General features: G+C 71.8%; 18 protein-coding genes. 2 read left to right on the plus strand and 16 right to left on the minus strand.

Annotation, left to right across the window (positions count from 1 at the left end; all coding sequences use genetic code 11):
- Window positions 1–34: 34 nt before the first annotated feature.
- Entirely contained in the window at window positions 35–1,402 is a 1,368-nt protein-coding gene (locus KZJ41_RS19595; protein ID WP_029544943.1) for an MFS transporter, read from the minus strand.
- A gap of 245 nt (window positions 1,403–1,647) precedes the next feature.
- Between KZJ41_RS19595 and KZJ41_RS19600 the strand changes: the two genes are divergently transcribed.
- Window positions 1,648–2,079, plus strand: a complete 432-nt coding sequence (locus KZJ41_RS19600; protein ID WP_029544945.1) for a protein-tyrosine phosphatase family protein — start codon at window positions 1,648–1,650, stop codon at window positions 2,077–2,079.
- A 13-nt stretch (window positions 2,080–2,092) separates the two neighbouring features.
- On the opposite strand, the gene KZJ41_RS19605 is transcribed toward KZJ41_RS19600, so the two are convergent.
- From KZJ41_RS19605 to KZJ41_RS19660, 12 genes are all read right to left on the minus strand, one after another.
- Window positions 2,093–2,641, minus strand: a complete 549-nt coding sequence (locus tag KZJ41_RS19605; protein WP_006930889.1) for a hypothetical protein — start codon at window positions 2,639–2,641, stop codon at window positions 2,093–2,095.
- A gap of 121 nt (window positions 2,642–2,762) precedes the next feature.
- Window positions 2,763–3,527 (minus strand): ethanolamine ammonia-lyase subunit EutC, encoded by a 765-nt coding sequence (gene eutC / locus KZJ41_RS19610; protein ID WP_029544948.1) that lies wholly within the window; start codon window positions 3,525–3,527, stop codon window positions 2,763–2,765.
- Complete coding sequence (locus KZJ41_RS19615) at window positions 3,524–4,939, minus strand: ethanolamine ammonia-lyase subunit EutB (protein WP_029544950.1); 1,416 nt, start codon at window positions 4,937–4,939, stop codon at window positions 3,524–3,526. Before KZJ41_RS19615 ends, eutC begins: the two co-directional genes overlap by 4 nt.
- On the minus strand, window positions 4,936–6,396 hold the full coding sequence (eat, locus tag KZJ41_RS19620) for an ethanolamine permease (protein ID WP_029544952.1): 1,461 nt from the start codon (window positions 6,394–6,396) through the stop codon (window positions 4,936–4,938). Before eat ends, KZJ41_RS19615 begins: the two co-directional genes overlap by 4 nt.
- 116 nt (window positions 6,397–6,512) lie before the next feature.
- Complete coding sequence (locus KZJ41_RS19625; RefSeq protein WP_102799905.1) at window positions 6,513–7,049, minus strand: DUF779 domain-containing protein; 537 nt, start codon at window positions 7,047–7,049, stop codon at window positions 6,513–6,515.
- A 164-nt stretch (window positions 7,050–7,213) separates the two neighbouring features.
- Window positions 7,214–8,737 (minus strand): aldehyde dehydrogenase family protein, encoded by a 1,524-nt coding sequence (locus KZJ41_RS19630; protein WP_006930896.1) that lies wholly within the window; start codon window positions 8,735–8,737, stop codon window positions 7,214–7,216.
- A gap of 101 nt (window positions 8,738–8,838) precedes the next feature.
- Entirely contained in the window at window positions 8,839–10,140 is a 1,302-nt protein-coding gene (locus KZJ41_RS19635; RefSeq protein ID WP_065922335.1) for a helix-turn-helix domain-containing protein, read from the minus strand.
- Between the two features lie 49 nt (window positions 10,141–10,189).
- On the minus strand, window positions 10,190–11,677 hold the full coding sequence (mftG, locus tag KZJ41_RS19640; protein WP_050035553.1) for a mycofactocin system GMC family oxidoreductase MftG: 1,488 nt from the start codon (window positions 11,675–11,677) through the stop codon (window positions 10,190–10,192).
- 17 nt (window positions 11,678–11,694) lie between these two features.
- Entirely contained in the window at window positions 11,695–13,083 is a 1,389-nt protein-coding gene (gene mftF / locus KZJ41_RS19645; RefSeq protein WP_251549437.1) for a mycofactocin biosynthesis glycosyltransferase MftF, read from the minus strand.
- Window positions 13,080–13,766 (minus strand): mycofactocin biosynthesis peptidyl-dipeptidase MftE, encoded by a 687-nt coding sequence (gene mftE, locus KZJ41_RS19650; protein ID WP_006930905.1) that lies wholly within the window; start codon window positions 13,764–13,766, stop codon window positions 13,080–13,082. Before mftE ends, mftF begins: the two co-directional genes overlap by 4 nt.
- Window positions 13,763–14,203: an SRPBCC domain-containing protein gene (locus tag KZJ41_RS19655; protein WP_251549439.1), complete on the minus strand. Its 441-nt coding sequence runs from the start codon at window positions 14,201–14,203 to the stop codon at window positions 13,763–13,765. Before KZJ41_RS19655 ends, mftE begins: the two co-directional genes overlap by 4 nt.
- Window positions 14,203–14,781, minus strand: coding sequence for an ABATE domain-containing protein (locus KZJ41_RS19660; RefSeq protein WP_198163401.1), 579 nt, complete (start codon window positions 14,779–14,781; stop codon window positions 14,203–14,205). Before KZJ41_RS19660 ends, KZJ41_RS19655 begins: the two co-directional genes overlap by 1 nt.
- A 100-nt stretch (window positions 14,782–14,881) precedes the next feature.
- On the opposite strand from KZJ41_RS19660, the gene KZJ41_RS19665 reads away from it, so the two are divergent.
- On the plus strand, window positions 14,882–15,424 hold the full coding sequence (locus KZJ41_RS19665; protein WP_251549440.1) for a dihydrofolate reductase family protein: 543 nt from the start codon (window positions 14,882–14,884) through the stop codon (window positions 15,422–15,424).
- 5 nt (window positions 15,425–15,429) lie between these two features.
- On the opposite strand, the gene KZJ41_RS19670 is transcribed toward KZJ41_RS19665, so the two are convergent.
- From KZJ41_RS19670 to KZJ41_RS19680, 3 genes are all read right to left on the minus strand, one after another.
- Complete coding sequence (locus tag KZJ41_RS19670; RefSeq protein WP_043800515.1) at window positions 15,430–16,440, minus strand: endonuclease/exonuclease/phosphatase family protein; 1,011 nt, start codon at window positions 16,438–16,440, stop codon at window positions 15,430–15,432.
- Window positions 16,441–16,924: 484 nt separating this feature from the next.
- Window positions 16,925–17,272, minus strand: a complete 348-nt coding sequence (locus KZJ41_RS19675; RefSeq protein ID WP_043800517.1) for a YtxH domain-containing protein — start codon at window positions 17,270–17,272, stop codon at window positions 16,925–16,927.
- A 58-nt stretch (window positions 17,273–17,330) separates the two neighbouring features.
- On the minus strand, window positions 17,331–17,558 hold the full coding sequence (locus KZJ41_RS19680) for a hypothetical protein (protein WP_051446102.1): 228 nt from the start codon (window positions 17,556–17,558) through the stop codon (window positions 17,331–17,333).
- Window positions 17,559–17,712 lie beyond the last annotated feature (154 nt).

Raw genomic sequence — 17,712 nt, forward strand, 5'->3', positions numbered from 1 at the left:
CCTCCCCGGGGTGTCGGGGAGGGCGCCGGTGGGATCAGAGCGCTCGGTCGCGGGTCTCGACGAGGGCCTTGGTGCACACGAAGCTCAGCACGCCGAGCACGGAGAGCATGATGCCGATGGCGATGCCGCCGTAGGACGCCGCGAGGGGCGCGGCCAGCATGGGCGGAATCGCGCCACCCAGGACGCCGGCGAGGTTGTAGCCGAGTCCGGCGCCGGTGTACCGGTACCGGGTGTGGAACATCTCCGGCAGCAGCGCCCCGCATGGTCCGTAGGCGATGCCGAAGATGGCCAGGGTGACCATCATGCCGACGACGAACGCGACCGGCGAGCCGGTGTCGAGCAGCGGGAACAGCGCCAGCGCCCACACGACGGAGAAGCCGCAGGAGATCATGATGACGCGCCGGCGGCCGACCCGGTCGGAGTAGAGGGCGGAGAGCACGATCGCGGCGCCGAAGACGAACGAGGCGACGATGCCGACGGTGAGGACGAACGGCCGGGAGAAGCCGAGGGTCTTGGTCGCGTAGCTGGTCAGGTACGCGGTGCCCATGTAGAAGAAGGCGAACATGATCGCCAGTGCGCCGGCCGAGAGGAGGATCTCCTTGGTCTGGTAGCGCAGGGCGTCGAGGAACGGCAGGGTGCGCTTCTCGGCCGGGGCGGCGGCGCGGGCCTCGCTCTCGGCCCGGAACACGGGGGTCTCCTCGATGGCGAGGCGCATGTAGAGACCGATGGCCACGAGAACGATGCTGAACAGGAACGGGATACGCCAGCCGTAGTTGAGGAAGGCCTCGTTGGTGTCGCCGAGGGCCAGGCCGGTGAACAGGAAGGTGGCGCTCGACAGGGCGAAGGCGATGGCGGGGCCGAGCTGCGGGAACATCGCGTACAGGCCGCGTTTGCCCGGTGGCGCGTACTCGGCGGTGAGCAGCGTCGCGCCGGCCCATTCCCCGCCGACGGCGAAGCCCTGCGCGAATCGCAGCAGCACGAGGATGATCGGGGCGGCGACGCCGATCGTCTCGGCGCCCGGCAGCAGCCCGATGAGCAGGGTCGAGATGCCCATCAGCAGCAGCGTGGAGACGAGGGTCTTCTTGCGGCCGATGCGGTCGCCGAAGTGCCCGAACAGCATGGCGCCGACCGGGCGGGCGATGAACGCGACGGCGAAGGTCGCGAACGAGGCGACCGTGCCGGCGGTGGCGCCGAGAGCCGGGAAGAACACCGTCGGAAAGACCAGGGCTGCGGCGGTTCCGTAGATGAAGAAGTCGTAGAACTCGATGGTGGTGCCGATGCAGCTGGCGATGGCGACGCGTCGGATGCCGGGTCCGCCCGGGGCGGGGGCGGTCGGCGCGGCGGGCTTCTGTCCCGCCGGTACCACGGGGGGTTCGGCCCCCGGTGTCGACACTGTGGTCACGTCTGTCCTCCGTATTTCCGTCCGAGCCGCGGCGGCCCTGCGCCGCGCGATGGAAGGAAAGGTAGTGATCCGTCTCACTCCCCCACTACCCCCGAAAGGGGGGTGGCTGTGAGCCGGATCACGTAGTTTGCCGAACGAAGGACTTGATCGTCGCGGGGCGTCCACCCCTCACCACGCGCGGTCGTCCGCTCGGATTCCGGGACACCCGGTGGCCGAACAACTTTCGCGCCGTCTACGCTCCGTTCATGGCGACGACGACCTGGGACCCGCACGCCCCGGGGATCCTGGCACTACCGTCGGGCCGGTACGTCCGGGGCCGTGGCGTCCGACGTCCCCTTCCGGCCGGACCGCTGCCCACCCTCGGGGTGTACCTCGCGGGCCGGACGCCGCCGGCGGTCCCGTGGGACGCCCGGTGGATCCGGTGGCCCGACTTCCGCCTCCCCACCGACCCCGGCGCTGCCCGCCGGATACTGCACGAGGCGTGGCAGCGGTGCGCGACCGAACGCGTCGAGGTCGCCTGCGGCGGTGGCCGGGGGCGCACGGGCACCGCCCTGGCCTGCCTCGCGATCCTCGACGGCGTACCGCCCGGCGAGGCCGTCGCCTATGTGCGCGAACACTATTCGCACCGAGCGGTGGAGACGCCGTGGCAGCGGCGCTTCGTCGCTGCGTTCCGGTGACCGGCGGCGCCGGTCAGCGACCGGCGGCGCCGGTGAGTTCGGCGCGCATCTCGCTCCACACAGTCGCGTACGAGTCGATGTTCGGCGCCGTCGCCCACGCCAGCGCGCCGGACTTGATCTTCCCGAGCGCCTCGGCGAACAGGTCCTGATACCGCGACAGGCGCGGAACGAACGCCGACACGTCGTCGAAGAGGTTCTGCGCCTTGCGATCCAGCTCGATCAGTTCGTCGAGGAAGTTGGCGGATTCCGGGTCGGCGAGCAGCGCGGAGAGCTCTTCGTCGAGCGGGCCGAACTGCTCGAACAGCTCCGCGAGAGAATCCTCGTCGATCGAGACGCGCTCCGCGTCGAGCTGATCGGTCAGTTCCGCGACCCCTGCGTCGGTCAGGGAGATGCCGTTGCCGGTCTCCTTCGCCTTGCCCTGCGTGACCAGCGCGTCGTACGCCGCCCGCCCGGACGCGACCGACACCCCCAGATGCGCCGCGATCATCTCGGCGGTGACGGTCTCCTTCAACCGCACCGTCTGCAGCAGAGCCAGCTCGTCGACATTGCCAGCGAACGCCATCGTGTCTTCTCCTCGTCGCCCGGTCGCGGGCGGTACGTGTCACCCGGTCGGGCGGAGTACATGATTTGGCGCTTCCGGTCGCGATGTCAACCGCCCACGCGGGTACGTCACACTCTCGCCTCTACAACTCCCCCACCGTCGCGGAATCGAGCCGGTCCGCCCGCGTCGTGTCCTTCAGGTCCACACCGGAACGCCCGAGCCGGCGCGCCCCGTCGACCAGCCCCGCGACGACACGCGCGGCCGCGGCGTACCCGAGCCCCTCCGGGGGGTGGATGTTGGACACGCAGTTCCGCTCGGCGTCGGCCCGACCGGGCCGCGGCTCGTGGGTCAGGTACACCCCGAGGCTGTCGGCGACCGACAACCCGGGCCGCTCCCCGATCAGCACCAGCAGCGTGCGCACCCCCAGGGCGGCGCCGATGTGGTCGCCCAGCGCCACCCGTGCCGACGTCGCGATCACCGGCGGTGCCACGGACAGGTGCCGCGGCAGGGCCGCCACGACGGCCTCGAGCAGGGCGACGCCGTGCTCGGCCAGGGCTCGCGGCGAGAGCCCGTCGGCGAGGACCACCCCGACGTCGGCGCCGGTGCCGGGGACCGCGGACAGATCCTCGGGCAGGCGGCCCAGGTCCGGGCGGCGCAGGTACTCGCCGCGATCGCTCACCCGGCTGGTGACGACGATCGGCGCGCCGAGTCCGAGGCGTTCGACGTCGGTGGCCAGCGCCGGCACGTCGAGGGGCTGGTGCACCGCGTCGCGGGCCGCGGCGTGCGCGGCCCGGAACTCGAGCACCCGAGCGGTCGGGAGGCCGTCGCCGGCCCGGCCGAGCCCGATGCGGGCCTGGGTCGCCGACCGCAGCGGTGCCCAGAAGTCACGGTCGACGGACCCGCTCACGCCGCACCTCCCGCGAGGGCGCGCAGCGGGGAGGCCGCCGCGTCCACCGGCAGGATGTGCCCGGCTCCGTCCACCATGCCGAGACCGGAGAGCCATCGCTCGAACTCGGGGGCGGCGCGCAGGCCCAGCGCGCGACGCACGTACAGCGCGTCGTGGAACGACAGGCTCTGGTAGCCGAGCATGACGTCGTCGGCTCCGGGCACCGCGATGACGAACGCGGCGCCGGCCACCCCGAGCAGGGTCAGGAGGGTGTCCATGTCGTCCTGGTCGGCCTCGGCGTGGTTGGTGTAGCAGACGTCCACGCCCATCGGCAGGCCCAGCAGCTTGCCGCAGAAGTGGTCCTCGAGGCCGGCCCGGACGATCTGCTTGCCGTCGTAGAGATATTCGGGGCCGATGAACCCGACCACCGTGTTGATCAGCAGCGGGTCGAGCGCCCGGGCGACGGCGTACGCGCGGGTCTCGAGGGTCTGCTGGTCGACGGGGCGTCCGCCCGTGCCGAGGTGCGCGCCGGCCGACAGCGCCGAGCCCTGCCCCGTCTCGAGGTACATGACGTTGTCGCCGACGGTGCCGCGCCCCAGAGCGCGACCGGCCTCGTTCGCCTCCCGCAGCAGAGCCAGGTTCACGCCGAAGCCGGCGTTCGCCCCCTCGGTGCCGGCAATGGACTGGAACACCAGGTCCACCGGGGCACCGGCCTCGATGAGGCCGAGCGTGGTCGTCACGTGGGACAGGACGCAGGACTGCACCGGGATGTCGAAGCGCAGCCGCATCTCGTCGAGCAGGTGCAGCAGGTCGGCGGTGGCCTGTGGCGAGTCCGTGGCCGGGTTGATGCCGATGACGGCGTCGCCGCAGCCCATCAGCAGCCCGTCGAGGGTCGCGGCGGCGATGCCGCGTGGATCGTCGGTGGGGTGGTTGGGCTGCAGCCGGGTGCCGAGCCGGCCGGGCAGTCCGACGGTGGTGCGGAACGCCGAGGTGACCTCGATCGCGCGGGCCACCGCGATCAGGTCCTGGTTGCGCATGAGCTTGCTGACGGCGGCGACCATCTCGGGGGTCAGGCCGGGCGACATGGCGGCGAACGCCGCGGCCGCATCGGTTTTCGTGACGGTGTCGAGAAGCAGGTCGCGCAGTCCCCCGACCGTCAGGTGCTGCACGGACCTGTAGGCGTCGCGGTCGTGATCGTCGAGGATCAGCCGGGTGACCTCGTCGGTCTCGTACGGCACCACCGGCTCGGCGAGGAACACGTCGAGCGGGATGTCGGCGAGGACCCACTGCGCGGCCGCACGCTCGGCGTCGGATTCGGCCGCGCAGCCGGCGAGTTCGTCGCCGGAGCGGCGCGGGGTGGCCTTGGCGAGCAGGTCGACGAGGCCGTCGAAGGTGTAGGTGGTGCCGGCGAGATGCTGGGTGTAGACGCTCACTTCAGCTCGGCCTCCGCCTCGGCGAGCGCGGCGAACTCCTCGTCGGGCGAGTTCGCCACCAGCCGGTGCCGGCTGTAGAGCCCGAAGTAGGCCATGAACGCGGCGAAGGCACCGAGGGTCCACAGGGCGGCGACGGGATCGACCAGGAAGGTGGCCACGACGGCGGCCGCGGCGACGACCAGCGCGAAGGAGGTGGTGACGACGCCGCCGGGGGTGCGGTAGGGCCGCGGCATGTGCGGTTCGCGCCGGCGCAGCACGATGTGGCTGACCATCATCAGCACATAGCTCACCGCGGCGCCGAAGACGGCCATGTTGAGCAGCATCGCTCCCTCGCCGGTGAGCGAGAGCGCGAACCCGATCACGCCGGGGACGATCAGCGCCAGCATGGGCGCCTTGCGCTTGTTGGTCAGCGACAGGCTCGTGGGGAGGTACCCGGCGCGGGAGAGCGCGAACGTCTGCCGCGAGTACGCGTACATGATCGAGAAGAAGCTCGCGATCAGGCCGGCGAGCCCGATGTAGTTGACCACCTTCGCTGCGCCGGTGTCGCCGAGGGCCTCGACGAGCGGGTTACCGGATGTGGACAGGGCGTCGGCGCCGAGCGCGCCGGTGGCCAGGAACAGCACGGTCGCACCGGTGACGAGCAGCACCAGCATGGACACGATGATGCCCTTGGGCACGTTCTTCTCCGGCTCGGTTGCCTCCTCGGCGGCCAGGGGCACACCCTCGACGGCGAGGAAGAACCAGATCGCGAACGGCACGGCCGCCCAGATGCCGAACAGGCCGAAGGGAAGGAACGACGACGCTCCGGCGGCGGTCTCGTCGACGGCGATGTCGGTCAGGTTCGCGGTGTCGAACAGCCCGACGGCGGAGACGGCGAACACCACGAGCCCGACGAGAGCGATCGCCGTGATCACGAACATCGCCTTGAGCGCTTCGCCGGCGCCGGTGAGGTGGATGCCGATGAACACCGCGTACACGGCGAGATAGATCCACCATCCGTCGGTGATGCCGAACAGGTTCAGCGACTCGACGTACCCGCCGATGAACGTGGCGATCGCGGCCGGGGCGATCGAGTACTCGATGAGAATTGCTGTGCCGGTGGCGAATCCACCCCACGGTCCGAGGGCGCGGCGCGCGAAGGTGTAGCCGCCGCCGGCGGCGGGCAGCGCGGAGGACAGCTCGGCCATGCCGAGCACCATCGCGAAGTACATGGCCGCGATGACCACCGAGGCGACGAGCAGACCACCGAATCCGCCCTCGGCCAGGCCGTTGTTCCAGCCGGCGTAGTCACCGGAGATCACGTAGCTGACACCGAGGCCCGCGAGCAGCACCCAGCCCGCCGAACCCTTTCTCAGAGTGCGCTTTTCGAGATACGCACGACTCTCGGCGTGGAAGTCCGCGCCGTCGTGGTGGGCCGGGGTCTCGGCCCCGGTCCTGGGCGGGTCGGTCAACGACATGATCTCTCTTCTCGACGGAGGATGGCGACGTGTCGAGCGGGCACGTCGAGGACACCGCGCGTACTCACGGTACGAGCGGTAGGTACACACCGCGTCAGTACGCGGTCACGGAAGTGTTACGAGGAGGCGCCCCGGGGCGTCGGCACCGGGCACGCGTCGGCGGCCTCGGCCACGACGGTCGGCTCGGCGGCCGGCTCCGGACGGGCACCGGCGGCCCACCGCTTGCCGAGCAGGGGTGTGTCGCGGGCGAGGGCGTCGTTCTCGTCGGCGGTGAAGGCGCGGCCGCGGCTGAGGAAGCGCAGCCCCTCGGGCGATTCCAGGCTGAACCCGGAGCCGCGGCCGGGCACCACGTCGAGAACGAGCTGCGTGTGCTTCCACGCCTCGAACTGGGACCCGGAGATCCACACCGGGACGGCGTCGGCGCCCGCGGGCAGGTCACCGGCCGTCGTCCCCACCTGCAGCCGCAGGTCCAGCACCCCCAGCAGCACGTCCAGGTCGCCGACGACGAAGTCGCCGTCCGGGTAGCACATCGGCGCCGACCCGTCGCAGCAGCCGCCGGACTGGTGCATCATCAGCGGCCCGTGCCGCTCGGCGAGACGGCGCAGGAGAGCAACCGCGTCGGCGGTGGCGACGAGGCGGAGCGGGACGGACATGGGGTGCCTTCCGGTTGTCGGCTTGCGCCTCCCCCGAGCGAATGTATCGCTCACCTCGACTGATCGAGTGGGCGATACATTCGCTCGACTCGGGGCAGGGCGGAATGGGAACGGCGCCTGCCACGTCGCAGGGGGGATGACGTGACAGGCGCCGGGTCTTCGGATCAGAAGAAGCCCTGGGCCTTCGGCGCATAGGACACCAGGAGGTTCTTCGTCTGCTGGTAGTGGTCGAGCATCATGTGGTGGTTCTCGCGGCCGATGCCGGACTGCTTGTAGCCACCGAACGCCGCGTGCGCCGGGTACTGGTGGTAGGTGTTGGTCCACACCCGGCCGGCCTGGATGGCGCGGCCGGCCCGGTAGGCGACCCCGCCGTCGCGGGACCAGACGCCGGCTCCGAGGCCGTAGAGGGTGTCGTTGGCGATGGAGATGGCGTCGTCGAAGTCCTGGAAGGACGTCACGGAGACCACCGGTCCGAAGATCTCCTCCTGGAAGATGCGCATCTTGTTGTGGCCGCTGAACACCGTCGGCTGGACGTAGAAGCCGCCGGACAGATCGCCGCCGAGGTCGGCGCGCTCGCCGCCGGTGATCACCTGCGCGCCTTCGCTCTTGCCGATCTCGATGTAGGACAGGATCTTCTCGAGCTGATCGTTCGACGCCTGGGCACCGATCATCGTGTCGGTGTCGAGCGGGTCGCCCTGGCGCACGGCCTTCGTGCGCACCGCGGCCAGCGACAGGAAGTCGTCGAAGATGTCCTGCTGGACCAGGGCGCGCGACGGGCAGGTGCACACCTCGCCCTGGTTGAGGGCGAACATCGTGAAGCCCTCGAGCGCCTTGTCCTGGTAGTCGTCGTTGACCGAGAGCACGTCGGAGAAGAAGATGTTCGGGCTCTTGCCGCCGAGCTCGAGGGTGACCGGGATCAGGTTCTGCGAGGCGTACTGCATGATCAGGCGGCCGGTGGTGGTCTCGCCGGTGAACGCGATCTTGCGGATGCGCGGGCTCGAGGCCAGCGGCTTGCCGGCCTCGACGCCGAAGCCGTTGACGATGTTCACCACGCCCGGGGGCAGCAGGTCGCCGATGACGGAGATCAGGTACAGGATCGAGGCGGGCGTCTGCTCGGCCGGCTTGAGGACGACGGCGTTGCCGGCGGCCAGGGCGGGGGCGAGCTTCCACACGGCCATCAGGATCGGGAAGTTCCACGGGATGATCTGGCCGACGACGCCGAGCGGCTCGTGGAAGTGGTAGGCCACGGTCTCGGCGTCGATCTCGGAGATCGAGCCCTCCTGCGCCCGGATCGCGCCCGCGAAGTAGCGGAAGTGGTCGATCGCCAGCGGGATGTCGGCGTTGAGGGTCTCGCGGATCGGCTTGCCGTTGTCCCAGGTCTCGGCGAGGGCGATCGACTCGAGGTTCTCCTCGAGGCGGTCGGCGATCTTGTTGAGCAGGATGGAACGCTCGGCGACGGACGTCTTGCCCCAGGCCGGCGCGGCGGCGTGGGCGGCGTCGAGGGCCAGCTCGATGTCTTCCTCGGTGGACCGGGCCACCTCGGTGAACGGCTGACCGGTGACCGGGGTGACGTTCTCGAAGTACTGACCCTTCACAGGCGGTACCCACTGGCCGCCGATCCAGTTGTCGTAGCGGGACTGGAAGGACATCAGGGCGTCGGGCGAGCCGGGACGGGCGTACACGGTCATCGGTGTTCACTCCTCGGATGGTCTGGCACCCCCCATGCGGGGCGTGTGATCCGGAACACTACGAACGTGTGGGTTGCAACTACGTTGCGTAGCTCCGAACCTCAGATCCCGAGCTGACGGTCCAGCAGCTCGATCCGGGCCTTGACCTGGGCGAACAGCGTCGAATGCGGATCGAGGGTGGTCAGGTACGCCTCCCACGCGGCGATGTCGTCGCGCCCGTGCACCGACGCGGTCCACCGCGCGAGCAACTGGGCGTCGCCGGCCCGGAGCAGCGCGGCCTGCACCCGGGCGCGCAGCTCGTCCCGGATCTCCTCGATGCCGGGCGCGGCCGATCCGGGCAGCACCGGTCCGGCATACAGACGCACCGCCGTCGCCACATCGCCGCGGTCGAGTGCGCCGCGGACCTCCGCGACGTCGGTGACGAGTTCGCCCAGGAGCCGGTATGGGCGCGAGCCGAGCCCCTCGGGTCCGAAAACCTTTCGCAGGCGCGACATCTCGGCACGGATGGTGACGGAGTCGAGCTCGGCCTCGTCGAGCAGCACCGCAAGCCGGTCCGAGCTCAGGCCCTCGGGGTGTTCGGCGAGCAGCAGCAGGATCTCGGCGTGGCGCTGGGAGAGCGGGATCCGTTCGCCGTCGCGGTGCAGAGTGGGCCGGCCCGACCCGAACGTGTCGAGGCTCGTCCGGGCAGCCGACAACAGCCGCGGCGAGCTGAGCAGGTGCAGCCGCAGTTCCGACTCCGCGGCGGCGACCGTGGCCCGCACGAGCTGCAACACCTCCGGCGCGGCGACGCGGAGCCCACCGGTGATGTCGATGGCGCCGAGGATCCGGCCGGTGCTCGGGTCGTGCACCGGCGCGGCCGAGCAGCTCCATTCGTGCACGGTGCGGTTGAAGTGCTCGGCGGCGACGATCTGGACCGAGTGGTCGACAGCGAGAGCGGTGCCGGGCGCGTTGGTGCCCACCCGCTCCTCACTCCAGTCGGCGCCCTCGACGAAGCTCATCGACAGCGCCCGGTCACGGGCGGCGTGATCACCCTCGACCCACAGCAGCCGGCCCTGTTCGTCGCTGATCGCGACGAGCAGCCCGCTGTCGGCGGCGTCCTCCACCAGCAGCTTGCGCACGACGGGGCGGATCAGCGCCATCGGGTGCCCGGCCCGGTACCGCTCGAGGTCCAGGCCCGTGAGCAGGCTCGGCTGTTCGACGGCGTCGGGACTGATGCCGTTCCTGCGGCTGCGCAGCCAGGATTCGCGGACCACCGAGCGCACGGAGGCAGGTACGACCGACGTGTCGGCCGCGTCGAGGAACGAGCTGTGCGCCGAGGACGCGCGTTGCGCCAGCTGCGACGGGTCGTCGCCGGGCCGCAGCGCCACCCAGGGGTTGGCCGCGCCGGATCGTTCGTCGGTCATGCGCTGCTGCTCATCTGCCGGTTCCTCCTCCGAACAACTGTAACCCGAGTCACAAGCACGTCCGGGTGCCCACCCGTTCGGCCAGCATCACGGCCGTCGCGTGCGGCCCACGGCTGGGCACCTGCGGGAACACGGACGTGTCCACGACGCTCAGCCCCTCGGCGGCGTGCACCCGGCACCGCTCGTCGACGACGGCCGAGGCGTCGCCGCCCATCCGGCAGCTTCCGGACAGGTGCAGCGACGTCCCGAGGTGCCGCTCGAGCCACGCGTCGCCGGGGTCGAATGCGTCCGGGTCGAGGCCGGTGCGGTCGACGACGTCCGGCATCGCCGCGAGCAGGTGCGCGGCGCGCGCCACCCCCTCGCGCAGGTCGGCACGGTCGGCCGGGTCGTCGAGATAGCGGTAGTCCAGCAGCGGCGGCCGGAACGGGTCGGCCGGGTCGAGCCGGATCGCGCCGCGGCTGCGGGGCCTCGTGAGCACCACCCCCAGGACCGGGTCGGCGACGCCGCTACCGGGGACGGACGCGGCGAACGGTGCGGTGTAGGGGCGCAGCTCGAGGTTGCCGGCGTGCAGGACGACCTGCAGCACGGGGGCCGGCCCGGGCAGCGGTGCGCGGTACCGGTAGGGGACGGCGACCTCCGGATGGTCGGTGTAACCCGTGCCCACACCGGGGATCTCGATCCGGGGGGTGATGCCGTGACGGGTGAGCTCGGCGCCGTCGCCGATGCCGGAGAGCATGAGCAGCTGCGGGGAGCCGATCGCACCGGCGGCGAGCACGACGTGGCCGGCACCGACGGTCTCGCCGTCCTCGGTCTCGACACCGACTGCGCGCGCGCCCGAGAGCACGACCCGCCGCACGCGCGTTCCCGTGCGCACGGTCAGGTTCGGCCGGGCCAGCGCCGGCAACAGGTACGCGTGGGCGGGACCGACGCGCATCCCGTCTCGGATGTTGAGCGGGACGGGGCCCACCCCGTCCGGGCCGGGCGCGTTGAGGTCGTCCACACGGCGATGGCCGGCGGCGAGCGCCGCGTCGTGGAACGCGGCGCTGGCCGGGTGCAGCCGCTCCCGGGGCGTGCGGGCGACGGGCACGGGGCCGGCCGCGCCGTGCCATCGCCGGCTCACTCCGGTCTCCACGGCGTCCGCCGCGTCGGCGTCGGTCTCGGTGGCGCGGAAGTGCGGCACCACCCGATCGAACGACCAGGACGGCGGCCATGCCTCGAAGTCGTCCGGGCGGGCCCGCACGAAATACGCGCCGTTCACTGCGCCGGAGCCGCCCAGCAACCGGCCGCGGGCGACGACGGAGCGACGACGTCCGGTCAGCCGGGCCGGGTAGGCGCAGGTCCACGGGCTGTCCGGACCGACGGGCAGGACGGTCGCGTCGAGCACCGCGGGCGGGGTGTCGGCGGTCGTGCGGTAGCCGGGGCCGGCCTCGAGCAGCAGGACCGTCCGGTCGGGGTCCTCGCTGAGCCGGGCGGCCAGCACGCAGCCGCAACTGCCGCCGCCGACCACGACCACGTCGGCGTGCACCGGATCGGCCATGGATGGGGTACCCCGGCTCAGCCCCGGATGCGGGGCGTGAGCGCCGCCGGATCCCGGGCCTCGACCGCGCCCCACCACAGTCCGGCGCCGTAGGCGATGTCGTCGAGGCGCTTGTAGAACACGTAGCGCAGGGGGTCGAGGCCGCCCTCCTCACGGTGGCCGTACCAGTCCCACAGCCCCTCGGCGACGGCGAAGCCGAGGACCGCGCGACGCACCTTCGGCGAGACCACGGCGGCGACGAGCGTGACCGGCCAGTAGTGCCGGCACAGCGCGGAGGCGACCTGCCACATCCCGCCGACGAACCCCTGCGCGGTGAGCACCGCCGCGATGCGGGTCGGCTGGTCGAGTTCGGTGAACATCCGCCGCAGCCGGAGCATCGTCACCGACAGCGACGCGACCGAACCGACGACGCCGAGGCGGGTGCGGCTCGCGGCGGCCACACACGCGAACAGCATCGACCCCGACATCGACATGGTGGGCACCGAGCCGGGGTGCCGGCTCGCGAGGGGCGCCGCACCCGTGCCGTAGAAGGCCTTGCGGGTGAACCACTTCCGGAATCCGACGCGGTGGTCGTGGGCCACGTGCGCCACCGGTTCGTAGCGCAGCCGCCAGCCGGCCTCCTGCAGCCGCCAGCACAGGTCCACGTCCTCGGCGACGTGCATGGCCTCGTCGAAGCCGCCGGTCGCGGTGAGCACGTCGCGGCGGACGATGATCGCGGCGCTCGGTACGTACGAGACCGGGCTGCCGGACTTGACGGCGGCCTCGCGGCGGCCGAGATCCAGCGACGAGCGCGCGTGTTCGTAGCGCCCCAGGGCGCCCTTGTCGGGCTCGAGCGCGACGACGCGCGGGGCCACCAGGGCCACCGCAGGGTCGGAGAAGTGCCCGAGCATCACCTCGAGCCATCCCTTCCGCGGCACCACGTCCGAGTCGAGGAATGCGACGAACGGCGTTGTGGCGGCGCGCAGTCCGGTGTTGCGTGCCGCGGCCGGACCACGGGATCGCTCGTGCCGCAGCACCCGGACCGACGCCCTGGCCGGGGCGGGCACCGGGACGTCGGAGCCGTCGTCGACGACGATCACCGTCAGTCCCTCGACGGCCGCCAGCAACCGCTCGAGCCCGGCCGTGTTGTTCTTGACGGGAATCACGACGGTGACGTCGGACGTGGCAGGCAGGGCCGTGGGACGGGGGTTTCCGACTCCGGAGTCGAGCAGCCGCCGCGCCACGACGGCGGTCTGCGAGTCGACGACCTTCACGTAGCCGTCGCCGATCATCGCCGCGGCCGCCGGGGCGAGCTTGAGCATGCGGGTGGGCGAGCCGCCGATGAGCACGCGGCCGTCGGAGTAGGCGCGCACCCGCGGGTCGATACGGACGCCGAATCCGTCGGGCAGTCGGGCCGTGCTCGTCAACGGAGTCTTCCTTTCCCATCCGGCTCCCACCGGGTTACCTGTGCCGTTGCTCGATCGACGAGTTCGGCGAACCATCGTGCCCCCTGCGCCGCGCTCGCGGGCGTCGGATCCCCCAGCACGCCGTTCGCGGACACGGCGACGATACCGCCCTCGCGCATCCGTGGCATCAAGTCGGCGAGGGTGCCGGTGTTGCCCATCTCGGCGCGGGCGGTGTCCACCACGCGCGGGTCGAGGTGCAGCAGCAGGCTGGTCTCGGTGACCCCGGCGTGGGCGTCGCCGCCGGGCACGGCGAACGGCAGCCACGCCACGTCGCGGCCCTCGTAGCGCAGCAGGGACACCGCCCTGGTCAGCGGGTGCACGTTGCCGCCGTGCCAGTTGACGAACAGCAGGCGCGCGGCCCACCGGCACACCGAACGACCGTATTCGACGAGGACGGTCTCCATCGCCTCCGCGCCGAGCGAGACGGTGCCGGGGAAGCCCTCGTGCTCGCCGCTGGACCCGTACTCGAGGGCCGGCGCGACGAGCACGCCCGGCAGGGCGGCCGTCAACGCGCGGGCGATGCGGGTGTCGGTGTCGAGCGGCAGGTGCGGCCCGTGCTGCTCGAGCGCGCCGACGGGAACCGCGACCGTGGCCCGGCCCGGTTCGAGGTCGGGCCAGTAGGCGGTGGCGAGTTCGCGGGTCACCGGTCCGATGGTAGGGGTGCACCCTCCTGGTCGCCGTCGGCGGTGGCGAGAGCGCGCTCGACCCGGGCCAGCGCCCCCTGCCAGTGGGCGCGCTGAGCAGCGCGTTCGTCCGGGCCGGCGAGGCGCTCCTGATGGAAGCGGAGCACGGTGCCGCGGGGCGCGGCCGAGACGGCCACCTGCACGGTACTGTCGTGGTTCCAGCCTGCGGGCCGCCAGGTCAGGCGCACCCGGTCCCCCTCGTGGCGGCTGCGCAGCTCCCCCGTGACACCGTCGCCGCTGCGCCACTCGGCACCCGGGGCGCGCGGGACCGTCGCGCCGCGGCCGAGCCACAGCTCGGGTGTGCCGACGAGCAGCCGCCACACCGCGTCGATCGGATGCGGCAGGGTCTTCGACACCCCGATCTGCCATCCGGCGTCCTTCGTCTGTCCGACCGGCATCACTTCTCCTTCTCCCGATGGGCACGAACCTTGTCACGGTTGCCGCACCGCGCCATCGAGCACCAGCGCCGCGTTCCCGCGCGGGAGGTGTCGGCGAAGACGATGGCGCAGTCGTCGGCGGCGCACCGCTTGATGCGCTCGGCGTACGGACCGGTCAGCAGGCCGATCGCGTCGCGGGCCAGCGTCGACAGCACCTGACTGCCGGTGACGGGAGTGACCACGCCGGGCGGGCGCAGCTGTGGGGCGATGTCCGGCCGGGCGGCGGCCGCGTCGAGGGCGGCGCTGTCGGCGGCCGCCGGCCCGTCTCCGTCCGCAGACCGGTTCGCGGTGCGCCACAACACCTCGCGTAGTTCCTTGGCGCGGATCAGATCCTCGGCGGTGACGTCGACCGCTGCCGCGGCGACGGCCCGCCCGAGCAGGTGCGTCGCGACCCAGCGCGCGAGGTCGCCCGCGGCGTGCAGCGTCTCCCACCGGGCCCGATCCCCCTCGCCGCCGGTGTAGAGCAGATCCAGGCACGGCGCTCCGGTGTCGACGACGAACTCGATGCCCTCGGCGGAGCGCATGTCGACCCGACTCACGTAACCACATTAACCAGTTACACATCCATTGCGACGAGTTTCCGTCCGTCCGGCAGTCGGTACGGACAGAATCGAGACACCGCGAGCGGAAGGCAGGCCGATGAGCAAGCTGCTGTACTCGGCGACGACGTCGGTCGACGGATTCATCGCCGGTCCCGGCGGCGACATGTCGTGGCTGGTGCCGTACCTCGGACCGGATCCGGCGATCGACGACCTCGTCGGCGAGATCGGCGCGCTCCTCGTCGGCAACCGCACCTTCCGCGGCGACGACCCGCACAAGGGCACACCCGCCGAGGGCGAGGCGTTCGGTGGCGGCTGGAGCGGACCGCAGTTCGTGCTCACCCACCACCTTCCGGCCGAGCCGGTCCCGGGCGTGACGTTCGTCGGTGACCTCCACGCGGCCGTGGCCGCGGCCACCACGGCCGCGGGCGGGAAATACGTCAACGTGCTCGGCGCCGACGTCGCCCGGCAGTGCCTCGAGGCCGGCCTGCTCGACGAGATCTTCGTCTGCATCGCGCCGGTCCTGCTCGGCGACGGCGTCCGACTGTTCGACCGCCCGGGCGGAACCCCGCTCGCGCTGGAACGTCTCGTCGCGACCCAGGGGCCCGTTGCGACCGACATCCGGCTGCGGGTCGTGCGGTGAGGCCGCTATCCACCTTCGACAGGACTCTCGTCGCCGGACGGCGGAGGGAGCCGGATCCCGGCGACGAGGCCGTGATGATCGGAGCCGGGCAGCTCGATCCGTTCGAGGGCGGTCGCCGTGGCGCCCCGCGTGAGGATGTGATCGATCCCGACGAGGGCCGGGTAGCGGCGGTCCGCCGGATACGTCGGCACGAGCCCGCCGCCGACCCGGTCCGCGGCGTGCACGTACCCGTCGTCGAGCAGGTCGCGGAAGCGGGTGTGCGAGTACGTCGCGTTGAAGTCCCCGCTGACCACGACCGGGGCCGTGCCGGACACCGACTCGAGCTCCGCGTCCAGTCGTTCCAGCTCGGCCGCCCACGCCGGAGCGGGTGTCAGGTACGGCGGCGCGGGATGCACCGCGTACAGGATCAGCGGGCGTCCGGGACCGGTGTCCAGAGTCGCGGTCAGGTTCGTCGGCCCGAACCCGTCGAGCTTCCGGCCGGCCGAGACGGGAAACCTGCTGTAGATCCCGGCGCCCGCACCGCCGGTCGGCGTCGGGGCCAGGAAGCGATGCGGTAGCAGGTCGTCGAGCCCCGCGACCTGCAGCGCGGCCACCGCGCCGTCGGTCAGCTCCTGCACGGTGAGGACGTCGATCTGTCGCTCGCGCACCGTCCGGACCAGCGCATCGGAGTCGGCCTGCCCGACCATGAGATTGGCCTGCATCACGCGGATGGTGGGACCGGATGCGGCGTCCGGCCCGTCGCCCGGGACGCCGGGCAGGTACAGCGGTCCCAGGGTCCATGCGCCGGCCGCGACGACGACGAGTGCCGACGCCAGCAGTACCGGTCGCCGGGCGAGCGCGGCGGCGATCGCGCCCGCCACCGTCCCGAGCAGCAGGTACGGACCCAGCGACGCCCATGCGATCACGGCGTTGTTCTCCACGTCCGACGCGAAGGCCATGAGCGCGGTGAGCCCTGACGCCGTCGTGACGACCGCGAAGAGGACGGCGATCCGTCGCGCCGGCGGCGGCCTCACCATCCGGCGTGACGGTTGGGCCGGATTCTGCGGCGGGGCCGTACCCGCAGCAGGTGCCGCCGCCACAAGGCTCGGCGACCCTGCACCACCACCGCGGGCGGCGGCTCCGAGGCAGGGACCGATTCCGAGTCAGGGACCGCACGCGCACGATCTATCGCCTCGAGCGCGGTGGCCAACGCCTCCGCGTCCCCACCGACGTCCGGATGCAGCCGTTCGGCCGCGGTCCGGCGCGCCCGGCGGCGTTCGCGATCTGCTTCGCTCACCATCATCACAACCTCGCATGCCGCAACCGCGCCGAGTTGCCGACCCCGATCCGGGACACCCGCCGGCACCGTGACCGGGCAAAGCCGGCGTTCCGCCGGAGATCCTCAGTATCGCGGGCCTCCCTCCGGGGCGGGAGTGCGCAGCGACGTCCGCGCCCCGAACACACCCGCGTCCGTGATTCCGGCGCGCGGGGGCCGCGTCGCCGAGGGCCTCATCGGCGGGCTCAGTTGTTCGGACCGAGGCTCGGCCGGTCGTCCGTCGTCGGAGGAACAGTCGGTTCCATGGCCGCCGGAGCGGATGCCGCAGCCTCGGTCAGCGGTACACCGGTGGCAGTGTCCGTGCCCGAACCGCGGTGGGCCGCCTTCTTCGCCAGCGCCTCGACCCTGTGCTGCACCTGTGGCACCTTGTCTTTCGCGGTCTGCGTCGCACCGCTCACCTTCTCGTGCACCGCGGGGTTGTGCCAGAGGCCGAGGGACTGATCCCTCATCTTCTCGTAGGTCTGCCGCCCGGCACGGGTACCGAGGACGAAGCCTACGGCCGTCCCGGCGGCGAAGATCACTGCTCGGACCATGCTTTCTCTCCCTTGTTCGACGAGTGCCGAGATTCGATTCGGAGGCCGCGACGAATTCCTACGGACCGGTCGCCTCTACCCTGTCGGCGCCGCCACCGCCGCGGGTACGGCAACCGACGGCGTGTGTGCCGGCGCAGACCAGCACTACGACCACCGTCCACAGCAGTGATCCGAACACCCATATGCCGACGGTGATCCCGCTGCCCACCCACAGGCCGTCGAGCACCGCGATCGACAACGGCTGCAGCACCAGCGCGTCCTCGTCACCGACAGCTTTCCCCTGCATTCGACCGCTCCTCGCCCTGTCCCCCTGTGAACCGCGAGCCCCCGCCCCTTCTCAGCGCCGTCGCCTCACCCCGCAACCGCGATCGATCCCCCTGTCCCGGGAAGCCGATCCGAGGTAAGCCGGCCACCCCGTTGCCACCCGGAAACTGCTGGGG

This window comes from Rhodococcus sp. 11-3 (genome assembly GCF_023704055.1).
GTDB classification, from domain to species: domain Bacteria; phylum Actinomycetota; class Actinomycetes; order Mycobacteriales; family Mycobacteriaceae; genus Rhodococcus; species Rhodococcus aetherivorans.